General features: G+C 58.0%; 17 protein-coding genes. 14 read left to right on the top strand and 3 right to left on the bottom strand.

The window, feature by feature from the left end:
- Positions 1 to 170: 170 nt before the first annotated feature.
- A complete protein-coding gene (locus ACN08Y_RS07210; RefSeq protein ID WP_419112241.1) occupies positions 171 to 1520 on the top strand; it encodes a M50 family metallopeptidase in 1350 nt (449 codons plus the stop codon).
- Between the two features lie 61 nt (positions 1521 to 1581).
- On the opposite strand, the gene ACN08Y_RS07205 is transcribed toward ACN08Y_RS07210, so the two are convergent.
- On the bottom strand, positions 1582 to 2064 hold the full coding sequence (locus ACN08Y_RS07205) for an MOSC domain-containing protein (RefSeq protein WP_419112240.1): 483 nt from the start codon (positions 2062 to 2064) through the stop codon (positions 1582 to 1584).
- Between the two features lie 136 nt (positions 2065 to 2200).
- Between ACN08Y_RS07205 and ispG the strand changes: the two genes are divergently transcribed.
- From ispG to ACN08Y_RS07185, 4 genes are all read left to right on the top strand, one after another.
- On the top strand, positions 2201 to 3364 hold the full coding sequence (gene ispG / locus ACN08Y_RS07200; RefSeq protein WP_419100202.1) for a flavodoxin-dependent (E)-4-hydroxy-3-methylbut-2-enyl-diphosphate synthase: 1164 nt from the start codon (positions 2201 to 2203) through the stop codon (positions 3362 to 3364).
- Between the two features lie 21 nt (positions 3365 to 3385).
- Positions 3386 to 4570 (top strand): GNAT family N-acetyltransferase, encoded by a 1185-nt coding sequence (locus ACN08Y_RS07195; RefSeq protein ID WP_419105380.1) that lies wholly within the window; start codon positions 3386 to 3388, stop codon positions 4568 to 4570.
- 289 nt (positions 4571 to 4859) lie between these two features.
- Positions 4860 to 6659: a proline--tRNA ligase gene (locus ACN08Y_RS07190; RefSeq protein WP_419105381.1), complete on the top strand. Its 1800-nt coding sequence runs from the start codon at positions 4860 to 4862 to the stop codon at positions 6657 to 6659.
- Positions 6660 to 6756: 97 nt separating this feature from the next.
- Entirely contained in the window at positions 6757 to 7563 is an 807-nt protein-coding gene (locus ACN08Y_RS07185; RefSeq protein ID WP_419100199.1) for a TSUP family transporter, read from the top strand.
- Here ACN08Y_RS07185 and ACN08Y_RS07180 read toward each other — a convergent pair.
- Positions 7560 to 8408, bottom strand: a complete 849-nt coding sequence (locus ACN08Y_RS07180) for a hypothetical protein (protein ID WP_419112239.1) — start codon at positions 8406 to 8408, stop codon at positions 7560 to 7562. The two genes, ACN08Y_RS07185 and ACN08Y_RS07180, sit on opposite strands and share 4 nt — an antisense overlap.
- A 123-nt stretch (positions 8409 to 8531) precedes the next feature.
- Here ACN08Y_RS07180 and rimP point away from each other — a divergent pair, with 123 nt between their 5' ends.
- From rimP to ACN08Y_RS07135, 9 genes are all read left to right on the top strand, one after another.
- Positions 8532 to 9131, top strand: a complete 600-nt coding sequence (gene rimP, locus ACN08Y_RS07175) for a ribosome maturation factor RimP (protein WP_419100197.1) — start codon at positions 8532 to 8534, stop codon at positions 9129 to 9131.
- Between the two features lie 136 nt (positions 9132 to 9267).
- Positions 9268 to 10302, top strand: coding sequence for a transcription termination factor NusA (gene nusA, locus ACN08Y_RS07170; protein ID WP_419100196.1), 1035 nt, complete (start codon positions 9268 to 9270; stop codon positions 10300 to 10302).
- Between the two features lie 151 nt (positions 10303 to 10453).
- Positions 10454 to 10699 carry a YlxR family protein gene (locus tag ACN08Y_RS07165; RefSeq protein WP_419100244.1) on the top strand — a complete coding sequence of 82 codons (246 nt, stop codon included), beginning with the start codon at positions 10454 to 10456 and terminating at the stop codon, positions 10697 to 10699.
- 237 nt (positions 10700 to 10936) lie between these two features.
- The gene (gene infB, locus ACN08Y_RS07160; RefSeq protein WP_419112238.1) at positions 10937 to 13807 is read left to right on the top strand and encodes a translation initiation factor IF-2; all 2871 of its coding nucleotides are present in this window, start codon (positions 10937 to 10939) and stop codon (positions 13805 to 13807) included.
- A gap of 105 nt (positions 13808 to 13912) precedes the next feature.
- On the top strand, positions 13913 to 14350 hold the full coding sequence (rbfA, locus tag ACN08Y_RS07155) for a 30S ribosome-binding factor RbfA (RefSeq protein WP_419105161.1): 438 nt from the start codon (positions 13913 to 13915) through the stop codon (positions 14348 to 14350).
- Between the two features lie 5 nt (positions 14351 to 14355).
- Positions 14356 to 15444 (top strand): tRNA pseudouridine(55) synthase TruB, encoded by a 1089-nt coding sequence (gene truB / locus ACN08Y_RS07150; RefSeq protein WP_419112237.1) that lies wholly within the window; start codon positions 14356 to 14358, stop codon positions 15442 to 15444.
- 15 nt (positions 15445 to 15459) lie between these two features.
- Positions 15460 to 15834, top strand: a complete 375-nt coding sequence (locus ACN08Y_RS07145) for a hypothetical protein (protein ID WP_419100192.1) — start codon at positions 15460 to 15462, stop codon at positions 15832 to 15834.
- A gap of 21 nt (positions 15835 to 15855) precedes the next feature.
- Positions 15856 to 16296 carry a hypothetical protein gene (locus tag ACN08Y_RS07140; RefSeq protein WP_419112236.1) on the top strand — a complete coding sequence of 147 codons (441 nt, stop codon included), beginning with the start codon at positions 15856 to 15858 and terminating at the stop codon, positions 16294 to 16296.
- Between the two features lie 66 nt (positions 16297 to 16362).
- Positions 16363 to 17313, top strand: coding sequence for a bifunctional riboflavin kinase/FAD synthetase (locus ACN08Y_RS07135; RefSeq protein ID WP_419112235.1), 951 nt, complete (start codon positions 16363 to 16365; stop codon positions 17311 to 17313).
- Positions 17314 to 17388: 75 nt separating this feature from the next.
- On the opposite strand, the gene ACN08Y_RS07130 is transcribed toward ACN08Y_RS07135, so the two are convergent.
- Complete coding sequence (locus ACN08Y_RS07130) at positions 17389 to 18213, bottom strand: aldo/keto reductase (protein ID WP_419112234.1); 825 nt, start codon at positions 18211 to 18213, stop codon at positions 17389 to 17391.
- Positions 18214 to 18223 lie beyond the last annotated feature (10 nt).

Below are 18223 nucleotides of genomic sequence, written 5' to 3'. Positions count from 1 at the left end.
AATATCTCATAGCACTTAGCGCCCCTATGGGGGGCACAGTAAGCCCGGCGTGTTTTAGGGGCAAACTCCAAGAGGTCTGAACTGGCGGCTCGGATGGGCTTAGCGTACGCTGGCTTGTATCTTTAAATCCGGCTGGTTCTAGCCGGACGTCCGGTTTCAAGGAGTTGTGCGTGACAATCTTGCTTTTCCTGGTGGGTGTAGTGCTCATGGCCCTGGGTATTGCCTTCTCTATTGCCCTCCACGAGGTGGGGCACCTGGTGCCCGCCAAGCTCTTTGGTATACGGGTTCCCCAGTACATGATTGGCTTTGGCAAAACGGTCTTCTCTTGGAAACACGGTGAAACCGAATACGGATTTAAAGCGCTACCGCTGGGTGGCTACATCTCCATGATTGGCATGTACCCGCCCGGTCAAGATGGGCAAAGTGAGGGGCGGGCAGGTGGAACTAGCCCTCTGCAACAGCTAGCCCGCCAAGCTCGCCAGGCTGATGTTGAGCGCATCCGCCCCGAGGACCAAGGCAGGCTCTTCTACCAGCTTCCGGTCTACAAGCGCATCATTATTATGCTGGGTGGACCCGCCATGAACCTGCTGATTGGGCTGGTAGCTACCACAATTTTGGTAACGGGCTTTGGTTCCTACCAGCCAACCACCGGCATTCAAAGCGTCTCGCACTGCGTCCAAACCCTTGATGCTACTAGGGCTAAGAGCGCTAACTCCGCAGAGTGTGGGGCTGATGATCCGCTAGCGCCCGCTAGTGCCGCAGGTCTCAAGCCCGGTGACACCATTCTCGAATTTGCTGGCCAGAGCGTGACCAGCTGGGAGCAGCTCACTGAACTGATCCGTAGCAAGGCCGAGAAAGAAGTCCCGCTAACCGTCCAGCGCGGTGACCAGACGCTAGAGCTGACTATCACACCCATGTTGACTGAACGCCCGGTAGTTGATCCGCTCACCAGCACTTACCAGACCAACCCCGACGGTAGCTATAAAACCCAGGAAGTGGGCTTTATCGGTATTAGCCCCGCTACTGAGCTGACCCCCGGCACCGTGGGGGAGGTGCTCCCCACAGTTGGGCAGTCCCTGGAACGTATTGGCGCAACTCTGATTAAGCTTCCGGCCCGCGTCTACGGTGTGGCAGTTACTCTGGTGACCAACGGGGATCGTGATGTAAACAGTCCGGTTTCGGTTGTTGGTGTTGGCCGGATCGCTGGTGATATTGCTGCGCAGGATGAAATTAGCCTGCGAGATAAGGCGGCCACGCTGGTGTCGCTGATTGCCCAGATGAACCTCATGCTCTTTGCCTTTAACCTGATTCCGCTTCTACCTCTGGATGGCGGGCACGTCCTGGGCGCCCTGTGGGAGGGGGTGCGCCGCAAGAGCGCCAAGCTACTGGGTCGAAAAGACCCCGGCCCCTTCGACCCGGTTAGGCTCCTGCCGCTGACCTATGTGGTCGCCGGTGCCTTCCTGCTTATGACCGTCATTCTGGTGGCCGCCGATATCTTCAAACCCATCAGCCTCTTCTAAGCTCGACTGAGCATGCGATACTATCTCCAGGCCTGATAGTGCCCGGCTCAATCACACGGGCCTAGGTGCCGCAGTCACCGTGCTGGGCGAAGGTCTTAACCCACCCTTTACGCCCCAGCCAGTCAGCAAAAGTTCTGCAGGGCTGGCGCGGGGAGCTGACTTCAAGTACAGCAGAGCCAACACTGAACCGCTGATTGACCAAGATCTCAGGCCAGCTAACGCCTTCAGTTGTGACGTTCTCGCCAAACATGCCGTTAGGGTAGCTCCTTCCTGCCTGCTCACCCCAGTAATCCAATTCTTCACGAGCATAAAGGTAGACAGCTTTTTCAGCCCCGCCGTGGTGCTTACTATCACCCACAAAATCACCGGCAACACCGGAGCCATCGCCATAGTTCGTGCCGGGAGCAAAAACATCGAGGGAACTCACAGCGACCTTACCAATACCGGTCTGACGCGGGGTTCTGCCAACTAAGGTAAATGGCTGAGCGATATTGGTTGAAAGAACCCGAGGCCTAGCAGAAAAGGTCATCACAGTGGTACCCATACGGTTTATCCTAGCTGAGCTGTGTCGAAAGAGTCCCCGGCCTGTCTTAGTAAATATGGCCTAACTGGTGCACAATAGAGGATGACACTGTACGCCTGCGCCCACCGGCAGGTGTAAGAAACTTTTGGAGGAAAACTTGACCTCGGTTGCTCTTGGAATGCCCGCCGCACCACCCCCCGTTCTGGCACCACGCCGTAAGACCCGCCAGTTCAAGGTCGGTTCCGTAGGGGTAGGGTCAGAATCGCCGGTCTCCGTGCAGTCCATGACCACCACCAAGACCCACGATATCGGCGCCACCCTTCAGCAGATTGCTGAACTCACGGCCACCGGTTGCGATATTGTACGCGTAGCCTGCCCCACCGATAAGGATGCAGAGGCCCTGCCCATTATCGCTAAGCAGTCCCAGATTCCTGTGATCGCCGATATCCACTTCCAGCCCAAGTACGTCTTTGCCGCTATCGAAGCCGGTTGCGGTGCCGTCCGAGTTAACCCCGGCAACATCCGTAAGTTTGACGATCAGGTCAAGGAGATCGCTGCTGCCGCTAAGGACCACGGTACCTCAATCCGTATCGGTGTTAATGCCGGCTCACTCGATAAGCGCCTGCTCGAAAAGTACGGCAAAGCCACCCCAGAAGCCCTGGTGGAATCCGCTGTCTGGGAAGCCTCCCTCTTTGAGGAACACGGCTTCCGGGACTTCAAGATTTCAGTTAAGCACAACGACCCCGTCATCATGGTTGAGGCCTACCGCCAGCTGGCAGCTGCTGGTGACTGGCCCCTACACCTAGGCGTTACCGAAGCAGGCCCAGCTTTCCAAGGAACCATCAAATCGGCAACAGCCTTTGGTGCCCTGCTCTCCGAGGGCATTGGCGATACCATTCGCGTGTCCCTCTCCGCGCCTCCCGTTGAAGAGGTCAAAGTAGGCTCCCAGATTCTTGAGTCCCTGAACCTGCGCCCCCGCAAACTTGATATTGTTTCCTGCCCCTCCTGTGGCCGTGCCCAGGTCAATGTATGGGAACTAGCCGAGAACGTCACCAAGGGCCTTGAAGGCATGAAAGTTCCCTTGCGCGTGGCCGTCATGGGGTGCATTGTCAACGGCCCCGGCGAAGCCCGTGAAGCCGACTTGGGTGTCGCCTCCGGTAACGGTAAGGGCCAGATCTTTGTTAAGGGTGAAGTCATCAAGACCGTTCCCGAAGACGAGATCGTTCAGACCCTGATTGAAGAGGCCAACCGTATCGCCCGCGAGATGGAAGACCGCGGCGAAATTGACCTGTCAGGCGAGCCGACCGTTTCAGTCTCCTAAAGCCTTCAGAAGAAACCCATCGTGTCTCTCTTTTCACGCTTCCAGCGCATCAGCGATGATGTCATAATCCGCCCCCTCACCCTCGATGACCGGGTAGAACTGGAAACCATGATTAGTTCAGACCCGGTGGGTTTTCTCTTTGCCGCTGAACACCTCCACCATTTTGGGTTACCTGCCCCGAGCGCACTGACCTCGCGCAAAACGCCCAGCGGCTTCATTGGTATTTTTGTGCCTCGAAATGCCAGCGGGAAAGAGAGCGGCTACAAGGGGGCACCACCCGCAGTAGGAGGCGGGTATGGTGGCATCGAGATGCCGCTTCCGGAACGCCTCAGAAACACCCTAGATACTCTGCTGGGCAAGACCAGCGACTGGGTGAGCCGATCGGCTGGGGCACACTTTAGCGACCCGGCTGAGCGGAACCTGGCTCCCATGCCGGGACTGGCTGAGACACTTGCCCCGGGGGAGGGGCCTGAAGCGGAACCCAGAGATTGCCTAGTGGGCGCTTTCTGGCTTGGAGCTAACTGCGTTCCACTTTCGCTACCGGAACCCTACTACGAGACGGTTGCCCACTATATTTGGCGGCACAACCGCAAAATTGCATCAATTTTCGGCCACCGCCAAGCAGTCTTGGGTATATGGGGGCACCTAGCTGGGCGCATGCCAACCCCCTTCGGCATCCGCGAAAGCCAGCCCTTGCTTGAGCTCCCCGTGGACGCTGACCTCACAGCGCTTGCTGAACAGTCGCTGGCTCGCCCGCGGCTGGGCGCTCCACCTATCATTGAGCCTGTGCGCTGGGCCCGCACCGATGACAGGCCCAGCCTGCTCAGAGCCTCTATCGCCATGTTCACCCAAGAAGTAGGCTATGACCCCATGACGCGGGACCCTTCCGGGTATGCCCACCGCATTGATGAACTCACCCGAACCGGTCGCACCGTGGTCGGTGTTAACTCCGAGAATATCGTTATTTTTAAGACGGATATCGGGTTGGCGCACGGTTCAATCTGCCAGCTTCAGGGCGTGTGGCTCCACCCCGCCTACAGGGGGCACCGTCTTGCCCCCACCTTGCTAGCTCAGGGCGCAGAGCTAATTCGCCGGCGTTTTCCCCAGCTTTCTCTCTACGTCAACGATTACAACAGTGCGGCCAGGGCTCTCTACCGGAGCACCGGCTGGCAGCAAACAGGCACTTTCTCTACTGTGCTTTTCTAAGGCGATCGCAGATCGATCCGTCAAGAACCGCCCCGGTAGCCTACCCTCTGTACAAAGCGGAGCTAGCTTCTGTGGAAGAGACCAACTGGGGGTAGCCGGTCACCATCGATGCCCGGCAGGTCCCCCGGTAGCAGAGATGTCTTAGCCTCACAAGAAGCGGTAAGCTGGTAGAGAGTATGCCCTGCCCTTAATCCTAGGGTAGGACCAGTCAGCGGGCGAGGAGCCCGAAGCCTAGCGCAGCCTATAACTCTACGAGGTTGCCCTATGAGAGAAATGGAAGCAAGCCACCTTGGTACAGCGCCTGTCCCACCTTTTCCTACGCACTTTGCGTGAAGACCCTGTTGATGCTGAAGTCGCCAGCCACAAGCTACTGGTTCGTGCCGGCTATATCCGGCGCGCAGCCCCCGGCGTGTACACCTGGCTACCCCTGGGCCTGAAAGTCCTGGGAAAGATTGAGACCATTGTCCGTGAGGAAATGAACGCCATTGGTGCTCAGGAAGTCCACTTCCCGGCCCTGCTCCCGCGCGAGCCCTACCAAGCAACCAACCGCTGGGACGAATACGGGGATAACCTCTTCCGCCTCAAGGACCGCAAGGGGGCAGACATGCTCCTGGCCCCCACCCACGAAGAGATGTTCACCCTGCTGGTCAAAGACCTTTACAGCAGCTACAAGGATCTGCCGGTCTACCTCTACCAGATTCAGACCAAATACCGCGACGAGGCCCGCCCCCGCGCAGGCCTACTGCGTGGTCGCGAGTTCATTATGAAGGACTCCTACTCCTTTAACGTCGATGATCAGGGGCTTGACGAGGCCTACCAGGCCCATCGCGCAGCTTACATCCGAATCTTTGAGCGCCTGGGTCTTGAAATTGAGATCGTCCAGGCCCAGTCCGGCGCTATGGGCGGTTCGCGTTCTGAAGAGTTCTTGCACCCCACCCCGATTGGCGAAGATACCTTCGTGCGTTCTGAAGGCGGCTATGCTGCCAACGTTGAGGCAGTCACTACCGTTGCGCCTGAACCCGTTGATGCAAGCAATACCCCGGCTGCTAGCGTTCTCGATACCCCTGATTCACCGACCATTGAGATTCTTGTCCAACAGTCCAACGCACTGCACCCCCGCCCTGAGGGCCCCTGGACTGAGGCTGATACCCTCAAGAACGTTATCGTTGCCGTCACCCTGCCTGACGGCAGCCGTCAGCTAGTTGCTATCGGTCTACCTGGTGACCGTGCAGTTGATATGGGCCGCCTAGAGGCCAACGTGGGTGCTCTACTGGGCGTTGGTGGTGAGGTAGAGGTTGAGGCCGCCACTGAGGAGGACCTTAAGAAGTTTCCGCAGCTGGTTAAGGGCTACATCGGCCCCGGTCTGTCGCTAGATCATAAGTTCCTGGGCGTAGAATCTGCCACCGGTATTCCCTACTACCTTGACCCCCGCGTCGTTGAGGGCTCTGCCTGGATTACCGGCGCAAACGAAGACCAAAAGCACGTCTACAACCTGGTCGCTGGCCGCGACTTTGAGGCCGACGGCATCATCGAGGCCTGCGAGGTCCGCGAAGGCGACCCCGCCCCCGATGGCTCCGGTCCGCTGATTGCCGCTCGCGGTATTGAGATGGGGCACATCTTCGCTCTGGGCCGCAAGTACGCAGAAGCTCTGGGCCTGAAAGTGTTGGACCAGAACGGCAAGCTCCAGACCGTGACCATGGGCTCCTACGGTGTGGGTGTCACCCGCGCACTGGCAGCTATCGCCGAGGGCAACCACGATGACCGTGGCCTGATCTGGCCCCGCAACCTGGCACCTGCCGATGTGCACCTGGTGGTCACAGGTAAGGGCGCTGAGGTGCTTGAAGGCGCTGAGAAGCTAGTAGCTGAGCTTGAGGCTGCCGGCCTGGACATCATGTTTGATGACCGCCCCAAGGTATCACCCGGTGTTAAGTTCGGCGATGCTGAGCTCCTAGGTGTTCCCACCATCCTTGTGGTGGGCCGCGGCTTTGCCGATGGCAAGATTGAAATCAAGGACCGCCGGAGTGGGCAAGCCCGTGAAGTAGCTTTGGACGAAGCAGTTGCTGAAATCCTAGCTGAGGTCGGTCGCTAGAAGCCTATGAGGAATCTGCTGGGCGGGGTAAAGCAAACTTTGCCCCGCCCGCACTGTAAGTGCCCCGACGCCGGTGGGGTAGAGAGGACGCCAACCCGTGGATATCCTTGGTGCTCTGGGGCTTGATGGGCTGGGGCTTAACCCCCTGAGCATTTGCTTGCTTCTGGTAGCGGCCCTAGGCGCAGGCTGGGTTGATGCTCTAGTAGGCGGCGGTGGCATGATACAGCTGCCTGCCCTGCTTCTGGTGCCCGGCTTAAGCCCGGTCCAAGCGCTTGCTGTCAATAAGCTGGGGTCGGTTTTTGGTACCCTGACCAGTGCGGTGACCTATGTGCGAAGAACCCCCATTGATATTCGTACTACTGTGCCAGCTGCCTGCCTAGCTTTTGTGACCAGTATGGCCGGTGCGGTGCTTGCGACCGCTCTACCGCAGGAGTTCTTCAAACCTATTATTGTGGTGGCCCTTTTAGCGGTCCTGCTCTACACCGTTTTTAAGCCCTCCTTAGGCGGTTCAACAGAATTGAAATACCGGGGCCTTAAACACCTGATGGTGGGCCTGGGGGCCGGTGCGGCTATTGGTTTCTACGATGGGCTCTTAGGCCCGGGTACAGGTTCTTTTCTGATGGTCGTTCTGGTTGGTCTGATGGGGTATAGCTTCCTGCAAGCAAGTGCTCAAACAAAGATTATTAATGCGGCCACCAATCTAGGTGCCCTGGTGCTTTTTGCTGCGTCAGGTCAACAAGTGTGGGCGCTCGGTCTCATGCTGGGCATAGCAAATATGGTCGGCGGCTACCTGGGCGCGCGTACGGCTATGGCGCGCGGTAACAGTTTTATTCGCTTCATGATGGTGATTGTGGTCAGCGCACTGATACTGAAGCTTGGGGCAGATATTCTGGCTGGTCGCTAATCCAAGGTGTGGAGCGCTAGAGCTAGAGCAATGACTTCGATGGAGTCTTCTGCGGTACTCACTGCGGGATCGGAAAAAACCGCCATAGAGAGGGCTGGCAGGGTTGCGGTCAGGTCACGGAGTTGGCTCTCTGCTTGTTCTGGGGCAACCGTGGGGTAGGAGGGCTGTATTGCTTCAAGGCGCTGGCTACAGATGAGGGCGGGGGTCACTGTATCGCGCAGGGCGGCGCTCTGCTGGGCTAGAGTTCGGGCCTTTGCTGCTAGACCGGTGTAGCCCTTGTCTGCGCGGGCGGCGTAGACCTCAGAGGCATAGTTAATCCGGTAAAGCACCTCCTGCATCTGCTCAAGGGAAGATGACGGTTCCGGCGCTTCGACCTGGGGGTTAGTGCAGGTGAAGTTCTCCAGCTCCTTGATCTTTTGGGCTAGGGCAGCCGGGTACTTATTGTCGGTTATTCCCTCGCTAAGAGCTGCACTCCATAAGCGGGTGACAGCAGTCAGCGCGTGAGCTCTGTCTTCAAGGGAGTCTGTTTCAAGACCAAATTGCACAAGAGCGTCGGCGCTTGCTGTAAGTTGCTGGGGGAGCGGTTCAGCCTGCGAACTTTCAGCAAAATCACGTGCGGCGGGAGCTAGCTGCGCCAGGGAATCATCAAGGGCAGTAACCAAAATATCTTGGCCTTCGGCTTCAGCGGCCTCACGTAGCGTCTTTAGCTCAAGGGCAATAGTAATTTGGCCGGCCAGATCAGCTTTGATTCCTTCCTGCCGCTGTATGCCCTGCCAGCCCATAACCAGAAAAACAGCTAGCAGGCAGGCCAGCAAGGTAATGAGCGGGCGGAGAAAACGAGACATAGAGCGGGCCTTTCAAGAGGGGGAGTTTACCCACCATTGTGCCAAAAAAAATCTGGCTTCAGCTCACCCTGGTAGGCTTAGGGATTTAGAAGACCCAGATACGCTCGCAGAAAGGGAAGGATCATGGCAGGACCAAAAGCCGGTAAGAAAGAGGCTCCCAATGCGCGGGAACGTCGAGCAGCGGCCCGAGCCCAAGAAGGTATCACCCAAAGAGCCCCAGCAGAGAGCTTTGTAAGCCTTGAAAGCGTTCGTCCGGTAGTAACCGAAGTCGTTGAAGGTCAGTTCAAGCTGGTGCTGGAGAAACTGGCCCTCAGGGGTAAAGGAGCTAACCGCACCCTTGAAATCGTGCTTGACTACCCCGAAGATCGTACAGACGCCCTTTCCCTTGACACTATCGCTGAGGTTTCACAGGCTCTCTCCCAAGCGCTTGACTCAGCTGATGACGGCGAGGTTCCCTACCTGCTTGAAGTATCTTCACGGGGAGTGACCAGCCCGCTGACCGAAACCCGCCACTGGAAACGCTCCATTGACAGGCTCCTGGCAATCAGCCAGACCGACGGGGAAACCTACTTAGCCCGGCTCGACTTCGTCACCGAAGAAGGCCCCGTGGTGCGCCGCAAGAAAGAGACCAAAAAGGGTCAGCCCGAAAGCTACCGCGACGCGCAGACCCTACCCTGGGCCACAATTTCTTCCGCAAAAGTAGAAATTGAATTCAACCGTTAGCAAGTACTCGGTAGAATAAAAACAAAACGACCACCTCTCAACATATTGAGGCCGCACGGTACGCCGTGCGAACATACACCGAAAGCGGTGCCGGAGCCTATGAGCCCCGGCACCGTATTACACGGAAGGGCCCACCATGGACATTGATTTGAGCAACCTTCGCCTGCTCGAAAAAGAGCGCGATATCTCGATCGACCACCTGATCCCAATGATCGAAAGTGCCCTTCTTTTGGCTTACCAGAAGCAGATCGGCGCGATTCGCGGTTCACGAGCAGAGATTGACCGCTCCAGCGGCACCGTCACCATCTGGGCGCCTGAGCTCGATGAAAACGACCAGATAATCGGTGAGTTTGACGATACTCCTAAAAACTTTGGCCGTATCGCGGCTTCTACCGCCCGCCAGGTCATTCAGCAGCGCCTGCGTGATGCACAGGACTCCGCCGTCCTGGGCGAATACAAGGACCGCGAAGGCCAGCTGATTTCCGGTGTCATCCAGCAGGGCCCCAACCCCCGGATGATTCACGTTGATTTGGGCACCCTCGAAGCCGTCCTCCCGACCGCTGAACAGGTCCCCGGTGAGCGCTACACCCACAACACCCGCCTGCGTGCCTATGTTCTCGAGGCCCGCCGCGGGCCTAAGGGCCCCTCCATTGTTCTGTCACGCTCGCACCCCAACCTTGTGCGCCGCCTCTTCGAGCACGAAGTGCCCGAAATTGCCGACGGATCAGTAGAGATTATGGCCATTGCCCGCGAAGCCGGGCACCGCACCAAGATCGCAGTTCGGGCAACTAAGCCCGGCATTAACCCTAAGGGATCCTGCATCGGTGAAATGGGTGCCCGCGTGCGCGCTGTCATGGGGGAGCTGAACAACGAGAAAATAGATATCGTTGACTACTCAGACTCACCCGAAGAGTTCATCGCAGCTGCCCTGTCACCCGCACGGGTTAGTGAGGTCACCGTGACCGAACGTAAGACTTTCTCTGCACGCGCCATCGTTCCCGATGACCAGCTCTCACTTGCTATCGGTAAGGAAGGGCAAAATGCTCGACTGGCCGCAAAACTGACCGGCTGGCGTATTGACATCATCTCGGCCTCCAAATATGAGGCAGCTATGGCAGCAGCTCAAGCAGCTGCTACCCCCGCCGAGGGAGACGGCTCGGACGAGAGCTAACTAACATAATTGCCGTTAGCCCCCGCAAGGGGGCTAAACTGGCTATAGAGGTCACAAGACCCAGTGCTTAATGCTGGTCTCGTAACAGCTAGCTAACCGGCCAGGCCCCAGGGCGTACAGCCGGGCGAACACATGAAGGGAGCAACCAAAGCTGCACACCCCCGTCCGCACCTGCATCGGCTGTCGAACCACCGCAGCACAAGCTGACCTCACACGAATTGCCCTCAGAGGCACCGCCCCACCCAGGGCAGTCTTTGATAGGGACAAAAGCCTCCCGGGGCGTGGAGCCTGGCTCCACCTGACCGAAGCATGTCTGACCAAAGCACTCAAAAAGGGTGCCTTTGCCAGAGCATTCAGAACCCGGGTGGATACCGCCGAACTGGTGATCAAAGCATAAGCCGAGCTCACCGGTTGACGGCCCGTTTCTCGGGCTGGCGAACCATATAAGTCAACGGGTTTGACGACTTACCTTGTAAGAAAGCGAGTCAGAAAACTGATGGAAACCCAATGAGTGCCGCGCAATGAGTACTAACCTGTGCTCGCCAACCGGCAAAAAAATAGCTTTATATAAGCTCAAACCTCACACAAACTGAAGGTTCGCCCCTGTCCTGGTGCGAACCAGAACAGGAGAAAAGTGGCTAAGCCCCGCGTTCACGAGATCGCTAAAGAGCTCGGAATCCCCTCAAAAGAAGCCGTCGCAAAGCTTCAAGAACTTGGCGAATTCGTCAAGGGAGCATCATCAACTTTGGAAGCTCCGGTAGTTAAAAAACTACGCGCAGCTTTCCCTCAGGCAGCTGCTCAGGCAGAAGCCTCAGAAAAGAAGGCAGAGGCCAAGAAGCCTGCCGCTCCCGGTGCCAAGACCGAAGCAAAGACATCTGCACCCAAGCCTGCTGCCGCTGCACCCGCAGCTCCCAAGCCTGCCGCAACGCCCAAGTCAGCCGCAGCGCCAGCCGCCAAACCTCAGGCAGAAGCTGCCACACAGCCTGCTGCCGACAAGGCAGAAACCAGCAAACCTGCTGGCCCCCGCCCCGGCAACAACCCCTTCGCACCGACCCAGGGCATGTCTGCTCCCAAGCCCGGTGCCCCTAAGCCCGGTGCTCCCAAGCCAGCCGGTGCTAAACCCGGCCCACGCCCCGGCAACAACCCCTTCGCCCCCTCCCAGGGCATGGGCAAGCGTAATGAACGCTCAGAAGGCGGTCGCTCAGGCGGCCCCCGCCCCGTAGGTGGACGCAACCCCCGCGGTGCTAATAACCCCGGCGGTCCCCGTCCTGCCGGTGGCGGCGCTCCTCGCCCCGCAGGTGGCCGTAACAAGGCCCCTCGCCCCGCAGGTGCAGGTGCAGCAGGCCCCCGTCCCGCCGGTGGTGGCGCTCCTCGCCCCGCTGGTGGTGGCAACCGCCCCTCACCCAACATGATGCCCACCAAGATGAGCGGCAATGTCGGTGCTCGCGGTGCTGCTAGTGCTCCTGCCGGTGGCGGCCCTCGCCGTGGCTCAGGTGGACCCGGTGGCGGTAACGGTGGTGGCGGTTTCAACCGCGGCCCCGGTCGTGGTGGCCCCGGTGCCGGTCGCGGTAACGCTCAGGGTGCTTTCGGACGCGGTGGCGGTAAGCGCAAGAAGGGCAAGACTAAGTCAGCTCTGCGCCGTGAAGAGCAGCTGAGGCAGCCTACCATTGGTGGCGTCGCTGTACCCCACGGTGACGGCACTACCGAGATTCGTATGCGTCGCGGTGCATCGCTCATGGACTTCGCCGAGAAAATAGGTGCAAACGCAGCCGCACTGGTTACCGTTCTGATTCACCTGGGTGAAATGGCTACTCAGACCCAGTCACTCGATGAGGAAACCTTCGAGCTACTTGGCGCTGAGCTGGGCTACGTCGTTAAGATCGTATCTCCCGAAGATGAAGAGCGTGAGCTCCTTGAATCCTTTGACATCAACCTTGATGCCGAAGCTGACGCTGAAGACGATGCAGTACTGGAAGTTCGCTCACCGGTTGTTACCGTGATGGGTCACGTTGACCACGGTAAGACCCGCCTGCTCGATGCTATCCGTAACACCAACGTCATTGACGGGGAAGCCGGTGGCATTACCCAGCACATTGGTGCCTACCAGATTCACACCGAGGTAGATGGTGAAGAACGCTACCTGACCTTTATCGATACCCCCGGTCACGAAGCCTTCACCGCTATGCGTGCCCGTGGTGCTAAGGTCACCGACATCGCTATCCTCGTGGTAGCTGCCGATGACGGCGTCATGCCCCAAACCGTTGAAGCTCTCAACCACGCTCAGGCTGCTGACGTGCCGATCGTTGTTGCTGTCAACAAGATCGATAAGGAAGGCGCTAACCCCGAAAAGATTCGCGGTCAGCTCACCGAATATGGCCTGATTCCTGAAGAGTACGGTGGCGACACCATGTTTATCGATGTTTCTGCCCGCCAGGGGAAGAACATCGACGAACTGCTCACCGCTGTTACCCTGACCGCCGATGGCGCTCTGGAACTGAAGGCTAACCCCAACAAGGAAGCCCGCGGTGTAGCTATTGAAGCTAACCTCGATAAGGGCCGCGGTGCTGTAGCTACCGTTCTGGTTCAGTCCGGTACCCTGCGTATCGGTGATGCTATCGTTGCCGGTTCAGCCTACGGTCGCGTTCGTGCCATGTTCGATGAGAACGGCACCAGCGTTGAAGAAGCTGGCCCTTCACGCCCCGTCCAGGTGCTTGGCCTCAACTCCGTGCCCCGTGCAGGTGACACCTTCCTGGCAACTGAGGAAGAGCGTACAGCCCGCCAGATCGCTGAGAAGCGTGAAGCCGCTGACCGCAACGCCCAGCTGGCTAAGCGCCGTAAGCGAGTCACTCTTGAATCCTTCGATGCCGCTGTGGCTGAAGGCAAGATGGACACTCTCAACCTGATCATCAAGGGCGACGTTTCCGGTGCTGTTGAAGCGCTGGAAGAGTCACTTATGAAGATTGACGCCGGTGGCGACGAAGTTCAGCTTCGCGTTATCCACCGCGGTGTTGGTGCTATCACCCAGAACGACGTCAACCTGGCAACCGTTGACAACGCCATCATCATTGGCTTCAACGTCCGCCCGGCAGAGCGCGTTGCAGAACTGGCCGATAGCGAAGGCGTAGAAATGAAGTTCTACTCCGTGATCTACCGTGCTATCGAAGAGGTCGAGGCAGCCGTCAAGGGTATGCTCAAACCCGAGTACGAAGAGGTTGAACTGGGTTCAGCCGAGGTCCGCGAGGTATTCCGTTCCTCCAAGTGGGGCAATATCGCAGGTTCAATCGTCAAGTCAGGCGTTATCAAGCGCAACTCCAAGGCGCGCCTGGTGCGTGATGGTTCGGTGGTTGCAGATAACCTCACCATTGAGTCCCTGCGCCGCTTCAAGGACGATGCTACCGAGGTCCGTGAGGGCTTCGAATGTGGTATCGGCCTGGGCTCCTTCAACGACATCAAGGACGGCGACGTCATTGAAACCTGGGAGATGCAGGAAAAGCCGCGCGTCTAGTCTTTAGATAAGACCTAGGAAAGGGGTGGGGTAGTCGTTTGACGATTACCCCACCCCACTACAATTTATAGAAGCAGAATAAACTTTCACATCAAGGAGAACACCATGGCAGATCCGGCACGCGCCGCCCGCCTAGCAGACCGTATCAAGGTCATTGTTGCCCAGGCGCTTGAGCGCCGCATTAAAGACCCACGTTTGGGCTTTATTACCGTCACAGATGCCCGGGTCACCAACGACCTGCAGCACGCAACGGTCTACTACACCGTTTTTGGGAGCGAAGAGGAACAGGCTTCAACCCGCGCCGCTCTTGAGTCAGCTAAGGGTATCTTGCGGGCAGAAGTCGGTAAGAACATCACCGCCCGTCTGACCCCAACCCTCACCTTTGTACCCGATGAGGTGCCGGTGAACGCCGCTCACATCGAAGATCTGCTCCGCCAGACTAAGGAACGCGACGCCGAGCTTGCCGCCGCCCGTGAGGGCGCCGAGTACGCAGCTGGTGAGGACGCTTACAAGATTGCTGAAACTGACGAGGACGAAGCCTAGAGACCGTGGCTAAGAAAGCACCGACCGGCCCTTCTGGCCTGATTATCGTCGATAAACCTGCGGGTATGACCAGCCACGATGTTGTCTCTAAGATGCGATGGCTTGCAGGGACCCGCAAGGTAGGCCATGCTGGCACCCTGGATCCTATGGCAACCGGGGTGCTGATTTTGGGCGTCAATAAGGCAACCAAGCTACTGACCTGGGTGGTAGGAGAAAGCAAAACCTATACGGCAACTATTCGCTTGGGCGTATCGACGCTTACCGACGACGCCGAAGGCCAGGTTACTGCTTTGGCTCCTGCCGGCGCTCTTGAAGCCCTGACCGATGAGCTGATTGCTGAACAGGTAGCGGCTTTGACCGGCGATATCATGCAGGTGCCCAGCGCGGTGTCTGCCATTAAGGTGAACGGCGTTCGGTCTTATGCTCGGGTCCGTTCCGGCGAGGCCGTTGAGCTAGAGGCCAGGCCGGTGACGGTCCACAGCTTTGAGGTGGAGGGCCTTGACCGGCTCACTGCCACCTACCCGGTTCCTTCTGCTGAGTCCCCGGCGGGAGAGGCCGTAGAAAAGGGATCTGGACAGCAAGAACAGAATGAATATGACGTCCTCGATGTCCGGGTGACGGTTATCTGCTCGGCGGGTACCTATATCCGGGCTCTGGCACGCGATATGGGAAAGGCACTGGGGGTTGGCGCCCACCTGACTGCCCTGCGCCGCACCGCTATCGGTGAGATTAGGGCTGAGGATGCTCATAGCCTGGACACTCTGATTGCCGGGCGTGAAGCAGAACAGCCCCTTCCGCTGCTTGCTCTCGAGGAGGCCGCCCGCCGACTGTTCGGTGAGCGTCTTGTAAATGCCCAAGAGGCTACCGACCTGTCCAACGGGCGCAGGATTAGCCCTAGCGCTGGTGCCGAACAGGCCAAGCGGCACAGCAGTGCCGGTGGCTCAAGAGGCGGCCACGATAAACCCACCACCGAAGGCATCGTAGCGGCTTTTGCCCCCGATGGAACCCTGGTCGCTCTCATCGAGAACACCCGGTTCCGCGGTGAAGACCTAGCCGCCCCTGTGCTTGTCTTTGAAGCCGGTAGAACTTTCTAGGAACGAGAGAACACAATGATAATTGCTGGACTTGACCTGTGGTTTTGGGTCTGCCTTGGGCTGGGAACCCTATCTTTTCTGGTCTGCCTGCTGGCTTTCTTGCGAGGACGGGCACCCGATGACTTCAGCCAGGGCTCGGTTCTAATTCTCGAGGCTTTCCTACTGGTCTACCTGGTCGGCTCTATCATTATGCAGGCAGTGACCGATGGGCCGAGCGGGGACTGGTTGGAGTACTATGGCTATCTGGTGACAGCCATGATTATTCCGGTGGGCACCTTTATCTGGTCTTTGGCGGAGCGCACCCGGTGGTCGACACTGGTTCTGGGGCTCACCGGCCCGGTCTTGATCATCATGGTTCACCGCATGAATATGCTCTGGTACTACTACTAAACCGATACTGAGGATACACAGATGGCACCCTCCACTTCACCGCACCAGGTATCTGCCCCGGCTAAGGGCTTTGGCCGCTTACTGGTAGTCTTTTACGGCATCTTTACCCTTTCAGCGGGTGCACGAGCACTGTACCAGGTGATTCGTAAGTTTGATGAAGCTCCGCTTTCTATCAGCCTCTCGGCGCTTTCGGCTTTAATTTACCTGGTGGCTACTCTGGCGCTCTCCCGTAGGGGCCAGGGCGCTTGGAAAGTCTCACTGCTGGCGGTAGGGACCGAGATGGCTGGTGTTTTGCTGGTCGGTATATTCTCCTACCTTCAGCCCCAGCACTTTGCTCTAGCCTCCGTATGGTCTCACTTTGGGTCGGGCTACGGGTACGTTCCTCTTGTCCTACCCATGATTGGGCTCTGGTGGCTCAATAAGGCTCGTCCTGGTAAGACAGCGCATGACGGGCGGAGCTAGGCTGGTTCTTTATGGACCGGTATCAGCACGTAGGATAGACACCAGCAGCAACCCACAAGGAGCACAGTGAAGCGCTACACCGACCTCGCCCAGATTCCCGCTGGCTACGGGCCTACCGTGGTCACCATCGGCAACTTTGATGGTGTTCATATCGGGCACCAGAAGGTACTCTCTACGCTGGTGGCTACGGCACAAGAGCGCGGGTTGACCTCTGTTGCTGTTTCCTTTGACCCGCACCCTGCGGTGGTTCACGGGCCGGCGGGGTCGCACGTCGATATCATGGGGCAGAAGGACCGCCAAGCGGTTATGGCTGAACTGGGCGTCGATGTTTATCTGCTCCTGCACTACGACCTTGACTTTGCTGCTCAGACTCCAGAAGAATTTGTGACCCGCACCTTTGTTGACGCGCTGGATGCTCGGTGCGTTGTCATCGGTGATGACGTTCGATTCGGCACCAATAACTCAGGCAACCTGGCAACCATGAAGGAGTTGGGCCAGCGTTTCGGTTTTGATGTTGTGGTTGTTGAGGATCTTCTGGTGTCCGATGCCAGCCGCTGTTCTTCTACCGCTATCCGTCAGCTCCTTGGACAGGGCAGAGTAGCGGAAGCCGGCTCCCTGCTGGGCCGGTCCCACTACATGCGCGGTGAAGTCGTCCACGGTGCCGCTCGGGGTCGTGAACTCGGGTTCCCCACCGCCAACCTGTCGGCCGATTCCAAGGGCTTGGTTCCTGCTGATGGTGTTTATGCAGGCTGGCTGATTGATGAGCAGGAAATTCGGCACCCTGTTGCCATTTCTGTGGGAACTAACCCCACCTTTGAAGGAATTACCACCCGCCAGGTGGAAGCCCACGTCATCGATCGGACTGACGAAAAAGTTGAGGACTTTAACCTCTACGGGCAGCAGATCACCTTGGAGTTCGTCGCTTTCTTGCGGGGCATGGTTGCCTATACGGGCGTCGAAGCTCTAGTGGAGCAGATGTATCAGGATGTTGAACAGGCTCGGCAGATCCTGAGCTAGAGTTCAGCACAGACCAGACGACAGACTACCGCCCCGGCAGAAAATACTCTGCCGGGGCGGTTGCGTCCTTGGGGCTTACATTTCTTCGTGGGTGGCGGGGTCAAAACCCCGGCCAAGGCCCGCTTCTAAATCATCAATGGTGGACATCTGCTCTTGGGTGAGTTCCCAGCTGAAGACATCCAGATTTTCTTCCATGCGCCGGGTGTGAGCTGATTTGGGTAGGGGCAGGTGTGCCTTTTGAACTTCCCAGCGGAGGATAACCTGGGCCGGTGTCCTTCCGATGTTTTGAGCTATCTCTGCCAGGCTTGGGTCCTTGAGTAGGCGGGTCTTCCGCCCCAGCGGCGACCAGCACTGCGTAAGGATAGCCTTCTGACGGTTGTAGCTGGCCCACTCCCGTTTCTGGGAGTAGGGGTGGAGCTCGATCTGGTTGATAGTGGGGGTAACCCCTGTTTCTTTAACTAGGAGGTCAATGTGCTCTGGTAAGAAGTTCGAGACACCGATGGTGCGCACCAGCCCCTGCTCTTGCATCTGGATCAGTGCCTTCCAGGTTTCTAGGTAGAGCCCCTGGGAGGGGTTGGGCCAGTGAATGAGGTAGGCATCAAGATAGTCAAGACCCATGCGCTTGAGTGTGCCTTCCAGGGATCTGAAGGCACTATCGTGGCCGTGGTCACGACCGGGGAGCTTGGACTGAACGAAGATTTCTTGACGGTCCACACCAGAGCGCAGGACCCCTTTTCCTACTCCTACTTCATTGCCGTAATTGACCGCCGTATCAATGAGACGGTACCCCCTGACGATGGCTTCCGATACGGCAACCTCTGACTCTGCGTTACTGAGAGGGTAGGTCCCTAGGCCCAGGGGCGGGATGGAAGTACCATCGCGCAGTGTATGGTTTTGCACAGGTTATCTC

The organism is Rothia sp. P5764 (genome assembly GCF_048512965.1).
GTDB lineage: Bacteria > Actinomycetota > Actinomycetes > Actinomycetales > Micrococcaceae > Rothia.
This window is presented reverse-complemented; position numbering and strand designations above follow the sequence as displayed.

Bases quoted from the DNA above. Each gene is read 5' to 3' on its own strand.
- ACN08Y_RS07180 (WP_419112239.1), bottom strand. From the start codon at position 8,408: ATGTCTCGTTTTCTCCGCCCGCTCATTACCTTGCTGGCCTGCCTGCTA.
- ACN08Y_RS07205 (WP_419112240.1), bottom strand. From the start codon at position 2,064: ATGGGTACCACTGTGATGACCTTTTCTGCTAGGCCTCGGGTTCTTTCA.
- nusA (WP_419100196.1), top strand. From the start codon at position 9,268: ATGGACATTGATTTGAGCAACCTTCGCCTGCTCGAAAAAGAGCGCGAT.
- ACN08Y_RS07140 (WP_419112236.1), top strand. From the start codon at position 15,856: ATGGCACCCTCCACTTCACCGCACCAGGTATCTGCCCCGGCTAAGGGC.
- ACN08Y_RS07145 (WP_419100192.1), top strand. From the start codon at position 15,460: ATGATAATTGCTGGACTTGACCTGTGGTTTTGGGTCTGCCTTGGGCTG.
- rimP (WP_419100197.1), top strand. From the start codon at position 8,532: ATGGCAGGACCAAAAGCCGGTAAGAAAGAGGCTCCCAATGCGCGGGAA.
- rbfA (WP_419105161.1), top strand. From the start codon at position 13,913: ATGGCAGATCCGGCACGCGCCGCCCGCCTAGCAGACCGTATCAAGGTC.